This is a genomic window from Oceanicoccus sp. (genome assembly GCF_029238675.1).
Lineage (GTDB): Bacteria > Pseudomonadota > Gammaproteobacteria > Pseudomonadales > Dasaniaceae > Oceanicoccus.
Genome location: NZ_JAQWFR010000024.1, coordinates 1 through 11,382, shown reverse-complemented (window position 1 = coordinate 11,382; position 11,382 = coordinate 1). Strand labels below are relative to the sequence as shown.

The 11,382-nt window shown below is 46.3% G+C and carries 11 protein-coding genes and 1 pseudogene; 7 read left to right on the top strand and 5 right to left on the bottom strand.

The genetic code is table 11. The features are described from left to right. Positions 1 to 22: 22 nt before the first annotated feature. Positions 23 to 736 carry a hypothetical protein gene (locus P8H32_RS08120; RefSeq protein WP_301089129.1) on the bottom strand — a complete coding sequence of 238 codons (714 nt, stop codon included), beginning with the start codon at positions 734 to 736 and terminating at the stop codon, positions 23 to 25. Positions 737 to 994: 258 nt separating this feature from the next. Here P8H32_RS08120 and P8H32_RS08115 point away from each other — a divergent pair, with 258 nt between their 5' ends. Then, on the top strand, positions 995 to 1,390 hold the full coding sequence (locus tag P8H32_RS08115) for an MAPEG family protein (RefSeq protein WP_297290858.1): 396 nt from the start codon (positions 995 to 997) through the stop codon (positions 1,388 to 1,390). A 54-nt stretch (positions 1,391 to 1,444) separates the two neighbouring features. On the opposite strand, the gene djlA is transcribed toward P8H32_RS08115, so the two are convergent. Genes djlA through P8H32_RS08100 form a run of 3 tightly spaced genes read right to left on the bottom strand, consistent with a single transcriptional unit; the run spans position 1,445 to position 4,081 of the window. After that, entirely contained in the window at positions 1,445 to 2,245 is an 801-nt protein-coding gene (djlA, locus tag P8H32_RS08110) for a co-chaperone DjlA (RefSeq protein ID WP_297290859.1), read from the bottom strand. A 19-nt stretch (positions 2,246 to 2,264) separates the two neighbouring features. Continuing rightward, positions 2,265 to 3,173 (bottom strand): alpha/beta hydrolase, encoded by a 909-nt coding sequence (locus P8H32_RS08105; RefSeq protein ID WP_301089128.1) that lies wholly within the window; start codon positions 3,171 to 3,173, stop codon positions 2,265 to 2,267. A gap of 14 nt (positions 3,174 to 3,187) precedes the next feature. Continuing rightward, positions 3,188 to 4,081 carry a lysophospholipid acyltransferase family protein gene (locus P8H32_RS08100; RefSeq protein ID WP_297290861.1) on the bottom strand — a complete coding sequence of 298 codons (894 nt, stop codon included), beginning with the start codon at positions 4,079 to 4,081 and terminating at the stop codon, positions 3,188 to 3,190. Positions 4,082 to 4,271: 190 nt separating this feature from the next. Here P8H32_RS08100 and glyQ point away from each other — a divergent pair, with 190 nt between their 5' ends. The 4 genes from glyQ to P8H32_RS08080 are packed head-to-tail and all read left to right on the top strand — an operon-like array spanning position 4,272 to position 8,575. After that, the gene (gene glyQ / locus P8H32_RS08095; RefSeq protein WP_297291408.1) at positions 4,272 to 5,222 is read left to right on the top strand and encodes a glycine--tRNA ligase subunit alpha; all 951 of its coding nucleotides are present in this window, start codon (positions 4,272 to 4,274) and stop codon (positions 5,220 to 5,222) included. Continuing rightward, complete coding sequence (gene glyS / locus P8H32_RS08090) at positions 5,222 to 7,297, top strand: glycine--tRNA ligase subunit beta (RefSeq protein ID WP_301089126.1); 2,076 nt, start codon at positions 5,222 to 5,224, stop codon at positions 7,295 to 7,297. The genes glyQ and glyS overlap by 1 nt, the downstream gene beginning before the upstream one ends. A gap of 7 nt (positions 7,298 to 7,304) precedes the next feature. Then, positions 7,305 to 7,856 carry a D-glycero-beta-D-manno-heptose 1,7-bisphosphate 7-phosphatase gene (gmhB, locus tag P8H32_RS08085; RefSeq protein WP_297291406.1) on the top strand — a complete coding sequence of 184 codons (552 nt, stop codon included), beginning with the start codon at positions 7,305 to 7,307 and terminating at the stop codon, positions 7,854 to 7,856. Then, positions 7,853 to 8,575 carry a 1-acyl-sn-glycerol-3-phosphate acyltransferase gene (locus tag P8H32_RS08080; RefSeq protein ID WP_301089124.1) on the top strand — a complete coding sequence of 241 codons (723 nt, stop codon included), beginning with the start codon at positions 7,853 to 7,855 and terminating at the stop codon, positions 8,573 to 8,575. The genes gmhB and P8H32_RS08080 overlap by 4 nt, the downstream gene beginning before the upstream one ends. Before the next feature lie 377 nt (positions 8,576 to 8,952). Here the strand turns inward: P8H32_RS08080 and P8H32_RS08075 are convergent. Continuing rightward, positions 8,953 to 9,533: pseudogene (locus P8H32_RS08075) on the bottom strand (phage integrase N-terminal SAM-like domain-containing protein); the annotation flags it as partial. A gap of 303 nt (positions 9,534 to 9,836) precedes the next feature. Between P8H32_RS08075 and P8H32_RS08070 the strand changes: the two are divergent. After that, complete coding sequence (locus P8H32_RS08070) at positions 9,837 to 10,646, top strand: pentapeptide repeat-containing protein (protein WP_301089122.1); 810 nt, start codon at positions 9,837 to 9,839, stop codon at positions 10,644 to 10,646. Between the two features lie 146 nt (positions 10,647 to 10,792). Then, positions 10,793 to 11,266, top strand: a complete 474-nt coding sequence (locus P8H32_RS08065) for a hypothetical protein (protein ID WP_301089120.1) — start codon at positions 10,793 to 10,795, stop codon at positions 11,264 to 11,266. The last annotated feature ends 116 nt before the right edge of the window (positions 11,267 to 11,382 follow it).

Genomic DNA, 11,382 nt, shown 5'->3' with positions numbered 1-11,382 from the left:
TACTGACTCTGCTTCCCCTCGCTTATGCCCTGATCCTTTCTATTTCTAACTGGCAAGCACTTTCTGCAAACCACTCATAACCTTCATCATATGTTTTAAAGCTTCCAAAGCCGCCCAGTGGCATATGAGCGTTGCCAGGCCGCCCATCAAAGAGTTTCCAGGATCTACGATAAGGGCCGCTATCATAGCTAATACAAATTAGCAGTCGTTTTACCAAAGCATTCACTTTTAGCTTTTTTTCAAAAAAACGCTCGTCACCTGAAAGCACCTTTCGATCAAGTTCCCCACTACCAACTTCTTCGCCCTTCTCATTGCTAGCCAAATAACTAACAGACAGATTATTCATTGAAGACTTTCCCTTATTAGTAAAGGCAATGGCAAGCTCCCATGCCTTAGGGTCTTCCTTTCTAAAGGTTCTACATTTTTTCTCTGCTCTCTTAACTGCCGCGGCCTCACTTGAGCCCATTCCCCTGGCCATTAACTTAGCCATCATTATCCCTTGCTTGCATTTTGCACTCGCCCTGGCAACAAACATAGGGTTAGGCCTTGTTGGGTTTAGGCTTGTACTTGTAAGATCATAAATTGAATAGGATGAATACTGCGTTACAAAAAAGGTGACAATACTAAGCAGGGTAGCCAAGACCCCAGCAGCAACATAAATACCTTTGAATGCTTTTTTTATTGGCTTTTCATTATTCTCAACATCTTTACTCTGCGATTCATTCAACTCTGACATGCGTTATCCCTGTTCTGGCCGCTTAGAGTGGTTACTAAACTCATTGACGGGGCACTATAAATCATTACATGGCAAATAGGATGAGCATTTTTGACAGATTAATTTAACACTTTTGACCGCCTGCGAAGGTATGTTCGGTTTGCTGCAAAAATCTCTGGGCCTGTATTTAATACATGAGCTAGTACAAGAGTTATTACATGAGCTATTACGTGATATGCTCGGGAAAATTTTTCCTGTTATCTAACATTAGGAGTCACTATGAATTTACCTTCCTTATTGAGTGTGTCCCCCATTTATATTGCGCTATTAGGTTTACTATTTTTCGTGATCACCCTGCGAGTCGGTATCTACCGGGTAAAGATCAATGTCAATATTGGCAATGGCGATGACCCGGAATTGCTGCGCCGGGTGCGCGGGCAGGGGAATTTTACCGAGACAGTGCCTATGGCATTGTTTTTATTAATTACGATGGAAGTACTGGGAGCTTCGGATACCTGGCTGCATATTCTGGGGGCAGCGCTAGTGCTTGGGCGGATTTCCCACTACTTGGGTTTAACGGAAATTGGGCCTAATTTCTGCCGGCCTTTGGGTATGGCGGGTACTATGATTACGATTTTGGTTAGTTCGATTTGGATTATGCTAGATGTTTTATAGCAGGCATTAAAATCAACGGAGCTTGCGGCTCAGGATGAGCCCTAAATGATTTCATCAGGATTTTCTCGCTACTTTAATCAAATCATAAGCCGCCTGGATTTCCTGGGCTTTTTCCGTGGCCACTTTCATCATATCTTCCGGCACACCCTGGGCGATCAGTTTATCGGGGTGGTGTTGGCTCATTAATTTTCGGTAGGCCTTTTTAATATCTCTATCGGAGGCGCTGCTGGTAACGCCCAGGGCTTTATAGGCATTATCTAAATCATTGGCGGAGGTATGGGGGCGGCCTTGCTGTTGATAGTTGCCGCCATGGAAGCTTTGTTGTGCGGTTAACATAGCCAACAATTGTTCAAATTGACGGCTGCCAATACCTAAATAACCCGCCGTTTTTGCCAGTATCTCTTTTTCTGCCCGATGCATTTCACCATCGGCCATGGCGATGCTAAATAAAAATTCCAGCAATAAAATGGGCAGGTTGTGTCGGCGGCCACCTTCACTTATAAATGATGAAATAACCGGCTCTAATTGAAAGTCACTTTGCGAGCCTTGTTTAAATAAGGTAATCGCTTCTTTGCGATGCTCGGGCGTTAAGCCCAGGCGCCCCATTAAAACTTCGGCCTGCCTGATTTCTTCTTCACTGATACGACCATCGGCTTTGGCCAAATGGCCCATAATCATAAAGGTGGTTTCAAAAAATAACCGCTGCAGGCGGGCGCGGTCAGCACCATAGTCAAAGCCCATAGCCTGGCCAATACCTTTATCAAAAAAGTGGCCGGCAAACAGGCCAATAATGGCACCTAAAAATCCGCCAGAGAAAAAGCCAATTAAGCCACCGATTAATTTTCCAAAGATCACTACTATTTCTCCAACGTAATTAGCGCATATGCCGATTGATAAAATCGGCCATACCATCTACTGCTTCGCGCGCTTCCGGTAAGTACTGGGTCATAACGGGAAAGGCGTGGGCCTGTTTATGCCAGTACTTTGATTCTACCGTCACACCTTTGGCTTCGGCGGCGGCCACAACACGCTCGGCATCACTTAATAAAATCTCGGTAGTACCTGCATAAACCAACAATGGGGGAAAGCCACTAAAGTCTGCAAATACCGGAGAAATTTTAGGTTCCGCCAGATTATGTCCCTTGCCATAGAGCGGTGCCATCAGCTCTAAAATTTCTACCGGCAACATCGGGTCGCGATATTTGTTACTTTGAATGGAGCTGCCGGTGTGAGTTAAGTCAGCCCAGGGCGATAGGCAAATCCCCAGCGCGGGTAAGGGTAGAGACTGCTCTCTAGCGCTTTGTATAACGGACAATACCAGGTTGCCCCCCGCGGAGTCGCCGCCAAAGGCAATCTGGCTGGCGTTATAACCATTATCCAAAAGCCATTGATAGACCTGGCTGCAATCTTCTACTGGTGCGGGATAAGTATGGGCAGGCGTTAGCCGGTAATCCACCAATAACACTTTTCTGCCGGACTTTGCTGATAAGCGGGCAGCGAGAGGGCGGTGAAGAATAGGTGGTGAACCAAGCATAAACCCACCACCGTGGAAATACAGCACTAGCTGGTCGCTGTCTTTTGCCCCTTCGGCAATCATCCATTCACAGGGCACGCCATTGAGGGTATCAACACGGTGTTCGGTGGTGGTGGGAATCTTTAAAGTTTTTTCCGCCTTTTCCTCCAACTTGTTATACCCAGCCTTTATAGCCCGAGGGTCAGTTTTAACAATACGGCGTTTTCGCAGTCGAAAAATTTGGTTTAATACGATGGATTGCCAACTCATTATTGACCCCTTTATTATTTTTGGTAGTACTTGCGTTCGCCATCAGGCTGTTTTTTAAAGCGTTTATACTCCCATTGATATTGCTCCGGAGCCAGCGCTACAGTGTCCTCAACGCTTTTATTGAGGGCGGTTAGTGCCTCGAGCTCATCATCGGCGGCGATAGCCTCGGGTGCAGCGGCAAAGACCATGCGAAATTGCCCGCTATGGGGAAGACGAATCACACTGGCAGTCATTACCCGGGCGCCGGTGCGCTTGGCCAGCTTTTTTACCAGCGTCGTCGTTAGGGCAGGGACACCAAAGAATGGCGCAAAGCCGCCCCCTTCAAGCGGTGGCACCTGGTCCGGCAGGACACCAATCATTTCGCCTTTCTTCAGGGCCTGCAGCAGCGCTTTTACGCCGGTAGTATCCGTGGGCACCATGCTGGCACCATTGCGGCTGCGTGCCTTATACATCAATTGCTGCATGGCTTGGTTTTCCGGCGGCTGGTACATAATGCTAATCCTGGCCTGCTGGGCCAGATAAAGGCCGATGACTTCCCATGAGCCAAAATGGGGGGCCAGGATAATCAGGCCCCTATCATCAGACAGTGCCTGTTTAAAGTCTTCGTAGCCTTCAACCTCAACTACGGCATTCAGCACCGCGGTTACTGGGCGCTGCCAGATCGGGGCCAGCTCCATTGCCGTCATGGCCAAGTGCTTTAAGCTGTTTTTGGCGAGGGTTTCGCGCTGTTTGGAATCCATATCGGGGTAGCAGATAGCCAGGTTTTCCTCGGTCACCTGCCGCAAGCGGCTATTCATGAGCCATGCACCACGACCCACCATGGTCCCCAAAAACCTCAAAAAGCGGATCGGCATTATCGAGAAAAACTGGAACAGGGCAAATACAGCGAAGGTGGTGATCTGTGTCATTATCAGTAAACCGAACTAAGGGGTTGAAATCATACCGGTTTCCCAGCCCTTCAGGAACGCTAATTACCGAATTTTCACCCCCTCTGGCAATAGAACCTTGGGGCCAACTGCCTGTATAATGTCCGACCTTTGCCATCACTGACGGTGGCAGTAAAAACACTCTACCTATAACAAGAGCCAAATTGTGACCATAGCAGCAGCACAACCACCAAATACCAAGACCTTTCAGGGCTTGATTCTCGCATTGCAGCAATATTGGGCAGCCCAGGGCTGTGTGATTTTGCAACCACTGGATATGGAAGTAGGAGCGGGCACCTTCCACCCCGGCACCTTCCTGCGCGCCATTGGCCCTGAAACCTGGAATGCCGCCTATGTGCAGCCCTGCCGTCGCCCTACCGATGGTCGCTATGGTGAAAACCCCAACCGTCTACAGCACTACTATCAATATCAGGTAGTGATGAAGCCCAACCCCGCCAATATTCAGGAGTTGTATCTGGATTCGCTGCGCGCGTTGGGTATTGATCCTTTAACCCACGATATCCGTTTTGTGGAAGATAACTGGGAATCACCTACTTTAGGTGCCTGGGGTCTGGGCTGGGAAGTGTGGCTAAACGGTATGGAAGTCACCCAGTTTACCTACTTCCAGCAAGTGGGCGGTCTGGAGTGTTATCCCGTTACCGGTGAGATCACTTATGGTCTTGAGCGTATCGCCATGTACTTACAGGGCGTTGATAGTATTTATGATTTGGTATGGACGGAAGGCCCGGAAGGTATCGTTACCTACGGCGATGTGTTTCACCAAAATGAAGTGGAGATGTCGACCTTTAATTTTGAAGAGGCCGATGTTGAACAGTTGTTTAAACACTTTGATCACTGCGAAACGGAAAGTCAGCGTTTGATTGAAAAAGGCTTGCCTTTGCCCGCTTATGAAATGGTGATGAAAGCTTCCCACTCCTTTAACTTATTAGATGCACGCCACGCCATTTCTGTTACCGAACGCCAGCGTTTTATTTTGCGGGTACGTACTTTAGCCCGCGGTGTTGCCCAAGCTTATTTTGATGCCCGTAAGAATTTAGGTTTCCCCCTTGCGCCGGAACATTTGCGCAACGAAGTTTTAGCTGCAACAGGGGAGAAAGTATAATGTCTGATTTTTTGGTTGAGATTGGTACGGAAGAATTGCCACCTACCGCCCTGTTAAAACTGTCTACCAGTTTTACCGAACAAGTTAAAAACGGTATTAAAGCTGAAGAGTTAAACTTCTCTGGTGTTGAAAGCTATGCGACCCCGCGCCGTTTAGCGGTAGTCATTTCTGGTATCGACACCCAAACGCCAGAAAAAGAAATTGCGGCCTGGGGCCCACCGAAAAAAATCGCCTTTGACGATGAAGGTAAACCCACCAAGGCCGCCGAGGCTTTTGCCAAAAAGAATGGCATTAGTATCGAAGACGTTCAGGTTGAAAATGACGGTAAAGCTGACAAGTTGGTTTATCGTTCAATCAAAGGTGGTAAAGCGGCTACTGAACTATTACCAGCCATTGTACAAAATGCACTGGATAAACTGCCGATTCCAAAACGCATGCGCTGGGGTGCCAGTCGTACTGAATTTGTGCGCCCGGCCCAGTGGATTGTAATGATGCTGGACTCACAGGTGATTGACTGTGAAATCCTTGGCTTCAAAGCTGCCAATATTACCCGTGGCCATCGTTTCCATTGCGACACTACCTTAGAGATTGGCAACCCCTCAAGCTATGCTGCACTGCTGGAAAATAGTGGCCATATTATTCCCAGCTTTGAAAAACGCCGGGATATGATTCGCGAGCAAGTTACCGCAGAAGGCGAGAAGGTCGGCGGCGCTGCCATTATTGGTGATGACTTGCTGGACGAAGTAACCGGACTGGTTGAATGGCCTGTTGCTCTGACCGGTAGTTTTGAAGAGCGCTTTTTGGAAGTCCCCGCTGAAGCTTTAATCTCTTCCATGAAAGAGCACCAAAAATATTTCCATGTAGAAAATAACAACGGCGACTTGCTGCCTAACTTTATTACTGTTTCTAATATTGTTAGCAATGACCCGGCACAGGTTATTAGCGGTAATGAGCGAGTGATTCGCCCACGCCTTAGCGACGCCGTGTTTTTCTATGAAACTGATAAAAAGGTCAAGCTGGAAACCCGTTTGGAAAAACTTCAAAATGTGGTTTTCCAGGCTAAGCTCGGCACCATCTATGATAAGACTCAACGGGTCATGTCATTGGCCGCCGCCATTGCCAATAAGATTAATAGCAATGCCGATTACGCCAGCCGCGCTGCGGAGTTAAGTAAAGCCGACCTGGTTTCCGATATGGTATTGGAATTCGATAAGATGCAGGGTATCGCTGGTTGCTATTACGCGCTGGCCGATGGCGAGCCAGAAGAAGTGGCCAATGCGATTAAAGATCAATACTTACCCAAATTCGCTGGTGATAAATTGCCAGAGAGCTTAACGGGTTGTGCGGTAGCTTTGGCAGATCGCCTTGATACTATCGTCGGCATTTTTGGTATTGGCCAACCCCCTACTGGCTCAAAAGATCCTTTTGCCCTACGTCGCGCTACTGTAGGCGTGTTAAGAATTATTGTAGAAAAACAATTAAATGTTGATTTGCGCGACCTGTTACAACAAGCGCAACAGCAGCATGGCGACCTACCAGCAGCTGATGGACTGGTCGATACTGTATTGGCCTATATGATCGAACGCTTCCGCGCCTGGTATGAGGAAGAGAATATTTCTGCGGAAGTCTTTTTAGCGGTTTCTGCTAAAGGTTTATCGCAGCCATTAGATATTAACCAGCGAGTACAAGCTGTACATAGCTTTAGTCAACTAGCTGAAGCTCAGGCTTTAGCTGCTGCCAATAAACGCGTATCTAACATCTTAGCTAAGCTTGATGATGAGTCCGCTATTGGCGCTGTTGATAATGCACTGCTGGCAGATGCCGCTGAAAAAACATTGGCGGATTTAGTACAAAACAAAGCCTCGATGGTTGAGCCTTTGTTTCAACAACGCCAATATAAAGAAGCCCTGGCCAATCTTGCTGACCTGCGGGAACCGGTGGATGCCTTCTTTGAAGATGTAATGGTAATGGTTGACGACGACGCCTTAAAAAATAACCGTTTGGCGCTATTAAAACAGTTGCGCGGTTTATTTTTAGAGGTGGCAGATATTTCACTCTTAGTACCGGCGAAATAATAATACTGTGAAACTGATTATTCTGGACAGGGATGGCGTGATCAACGAAGACTCGGATGCGTTTGTTAAAAGCGCCGATGAGTGGATTCCTGTTGAAGGCAGTATTGCTGCGATTGCCCGTTTATCCAAGGCGGGCTTTACCGTGGTGGTAACCACCAATCAATCCGGTTTGGGCCGTGGTTTGTTTCAAGAGTCCGACCTGGAGGCCATGCATAAAAAAATGCATACCATGGTAAAAGCGGCGGGCGGGAATATCGCAGCGGTTGTCTATTGTCCACATCATCCAGACGATGGCTGTGACTGCCGTAAACCCAAGGCGGGTTTAATTACCCAAATAGAACAGCAATTCAACACGACCGCCAAAGGAGCTTTTACTATTGGTGACTCACTACGTGATTTAGAAGCGGGCCTTAAAAAGGGCTGTATTCCCATTTTAGTCAAAACCGGCAAAGGCCAGAAAACCCTGCAAAAGATTATTGCCGAGCAAAATGCCAGCTTCCATAATTTAGCGGTTTATAACAACCTTGCCGCTGCTGCCGACGCCATTACCCAATCATGATATTACTAACCGCTTCACGCAGCTTATTATTTTATGTCGGTTTTGCCCTGAGCCTTATCTGGTTTAGTACTACCGGTATTCTATTGTTTAGTTTTTTCCCCCACCGTATTCGTAGCAACTATGCGCTGTGCTGGAACCGTTTTATTATTTTTTGGCTGCATGTCACCTGCGGTTTAAAAGTCACCGTAGTGGGCAAAGAAAATTTACCTGCCACCCCTTATGTGGCCTTAGCCAAACACCAAAGCTCCTGGGAAACCTATTTTCTGCAATATTTTTTAGCGCCGGTATCCATCGTGCTAAAACGGGAATTATTAAAGCTGCCGTTTTTTGGTTGGGGCTTAAGCCTGACTGACCCCATCCCTATTGACCGCGGCAGCCCCAAGCAAGCCCTAAAACAAACCCTTGCACAAGGTAAAGCCCGAATCGGTCAGGGCATATCGGTATTAGTTTTTCCGGAAGGCACCCGTACCAATGCCGGGAAGGAAGCCAAGTATGCCAGGGGCGGAGCTAATATCGCAGTGGCCTCTCAGGTGCCGGCGGTACCTATCGCCCACAATGGCGGTGAGTATTGGCCCTCGGGTGGGTTTTTAAAGTTCCCCGGTACCATTACCGTTAAGATAGGTAAGCCTATTTCTTCAGTTGAGCATGGTAGCCGGGAGATTACGGAGCAAGCAAAAGTATGGATTGAAGCTGAAGTTGAGAAAATGGATAAGCGTTAATAAGCCTATCACTAACGTTCAAAATACGTCTTCAGCTTCGCCATACCTTCATTAATATCCGCCACTTCAATACCCGAATACGCAAAACGAATATAGTCATAGGCCACGGCCTTACCGTCCTGGTACTCAATCTGAGATTCGTAAATCGGATAACCGGGTTTGCTACCAACATCGCGGGCAATGGCATCTCGTAACTCTGTAACCCCGGCACCGGCGCAGTAACCGGTATAGCCATCACCAATAGCTTTGATAGTCGCTTCGACAATATTCTCTGGGGTAGCGATATTGATATCCCCCAAATGAAAGGGGTAGACTTTATTGCCCTTGGCCGCCCAATCGGCAGCGGCGGCGGAGACGGCAAAGGCGGTTTCAGTACCCAGTTTATCAAGCGGGCTAACTGTCCCCGCATAATGTAGCCCTAACACATGGGTATAAATTTGCGTGTTGTCACATCATTGTGGCCCAGTAACTCCTGAACCGTCCTGATATCTGTACCGGATGCTAGCAGGTGTGTGGCGAAAGAATGCCTGAACGTATGGCAATTCACTTTCTTTTTAATCGATGATCGTTTCACAGCCTGGCCCAGTGCCTTTCTTATTACTGTTTGGTGAAGATGATGCCTGCACTGAATATGGGTATAGGGGTGACGGCAAAAACCCAATTGCCCCAGAGGTTGGTTCAATACTTTGTTATAAAGAAACGCCAAAGCATTTAATGCGACTTTTTGGGTGTTTACAGCGACATGACGATGATTGGCCAGCCAGGATAAAAAAGCTTCTACCTCTTTATTACCAGCATCCTTAGGATGGCGTTTATTGATAAAGTAGATATATCGCCTTATCCAGTGAATATAGGATTTTTCTGTTCTTAAACTGTATCCCCTTAGTCTGATATTTTCCCTGACCGACCTGATAAATGGGCTTTCCATAAGCACCTCCTTCAATCCTTGAAAACTCATTTTATAGTCAGTAGCCCTTGCCCTGTCAATTAAAGCTTTAGCATTTGTTATTGATGCGCGTTTAGAGAAACACTAATTAAAAATAATTAGCGTTATCAAATGGATAAATTATTTAAAGCAGGTAATAATAGGACCCCCTCGATTATTTTGGATAAGGGGAAAAACTTATTATCTACTGGCAAGGATTTGCTCTTCTATTATTTTCCTTTGCTAAAGAATAACTTAGGTGATGCGTGAGACGTATATCTTCCTGATAAACGCGCATGCGCCATATATAAATGTTATGTGCTGACCATGTCCTAAATGAGTAATGATGAACGAATTGAAAAAAATCAACCTGACGAAGATATTGCTTCACCAATAGAAGCAGAGCTGGTGTTAAATGAAGGTGAAAAACTGATTATAGCTCGTTCGTTTTCTAACCTAGATTGGAAAAATGAATATGAGCAAGATTTAGTGTTTAAGAATTGTACAATAGCTGACTCTGACTTCTCCGGCGCAAATCTAGATAACTTACGCCTTGAAAATTGCAGAATACTAAATTGTGACTTTTCAGGGGCAAGTATTAGAAATAGTGTTTTTGAAGAAAACACCTTTTATGATAAAAACACCCAAAAGGGTTGCGACTTTCAAACGGCCGATTTAAGGCACGCTGAATTTCAGCATTGCAATATATCAACGAGCAATTTTTATCGATCTGAGCTATTTGATGTCACAATTAATGAATGCCAGGCGCAAGGGTGTAACTTTGAATTGGCTGATTTTGTAAGTATTGTTAGTAAAAGCGTATTATTCAGCTCCGCAAAACTAACCAACTCAAACTTTAAGTATTCAGACTTTGAGGGAGTTTACCTTGAAAAATGCGATTTATCGGAGAGTATACTTGTCGCTACTATTTTGACACGAGTAAATCTTGAGGGTGCCAACCTCACAAATACTATATTTTCACCAAGCCAATATGATGGTCTTTTGCTTTTTAAGGCAGACTTAAGAAATGCGGAGATATCTGGAATAGATATCAGATTATTGGATTTTTCAGGTGTTGAGATATTTGAGTGGCAAACGGCGGCTTTAATGGAGAGTATCGGGTTTGTCATCTATCCAAATCAATAATTCTCTTAAATCTGCACATAACAAGTCAATTAACTACGCGCCTTCGGCGCCGGACAGCTTACACTACGCTTCGCTACGTTCCAGCTGCCGGTTATTGAGGCGTTATGTGTCTATCACGCTCCGGCATGAAAGATGAGGGAGGAATTTTGTTAAATCGCCTGTTCCCCAACTCGATAGACAACACCTATGAGGGCAGCAAGTTTGCGTTATGGATGCTGCTTCCGATTACGCTTCTCACGATTTATCGCGGTGGAATTCATGTTTTCTTGCCTGATAGCGGCGTCCAATCAATCGCTACAATTCCACTGGATAGCTACTCGAATGAGGCTGCCGCGAACATTGTTGCATTTGTAGCGCAGTGGGGTTTATTGCAACTGATAATGGGTGTATTTTTCGTGTTCGTATTTCTTCGATATCGGTCCTTGGTGTCATGTGCATATGTTTTGTTACTGATTGATTATGTTGGGAGGAATATCCTGGGCACCATCAAGCCAATCGCTGCAGCAGGAACGCCGCCCGGAATCGCCATGGGTAATATTCTGATTGTTCTTGCAGCCGTGGGTCTCGCTCTTTCGCTCAGGCGAAAGAAGAGTAACTCTATCGATACCTATAGCGATTAATCAAACACTGGATCAATTTTTGTGAAAATTGGAATAAGCCACATAACAAGTCAGTCAAGTTCGCGCCTGCGGCGCCGGACGGCCGTGCCGGCCGCCGCTTACTGAAGCGTTATATT

Coding starts and splice junctions, on each gene's coding strand:
- P8H32_RS08120 (WP_301089129.1), bottom strand. CDS start 736: ATGTCAGAGTTGAATGAATCGCAGAGTAAAGATGTTGAGAATAATGAA.
- P8H32_RS08115 (WP_297290858.1), top strand. CDS start 995: ATGAATTTACCTTCCTTATTGAGTGTGTCCCCCATTTATATTGCGCTA.
- P8H32_RS08105 (WP_301089128.1), bottom strand. CDS start 3,173: ATGAGTTGGCAATCCATCGTATTAAACCAAATTTTTCGACTGCGAAAA.
- P8H32_RS08100 (WP_297290861.1), bottom strand. CDS start 4,081: ATGACACAGATCACCACCTTCGCTGTATTTGCCCTGTTCCAGTTTTTC.
- glyS (WP_301089126.1), top strand. CDS start 5,222: ATGTCTGATTTTTTGGTTGAGATTGGTACGGAAGAATTGCCACCTACC.
- P8H32_RS08080 (WP_301089124.1), top strand. CDS start 7,853: ATGATATTACTAACCGCTTCACGCAGCTTATTATTTTATGTCGGTTTT.
- P8H32_RS08070 (WP_301089122.1), top strand. CDS start 9,837: ATGAGTAATGATGAACGAATTGAAAAAAATCAACCTGACGAAGATATT.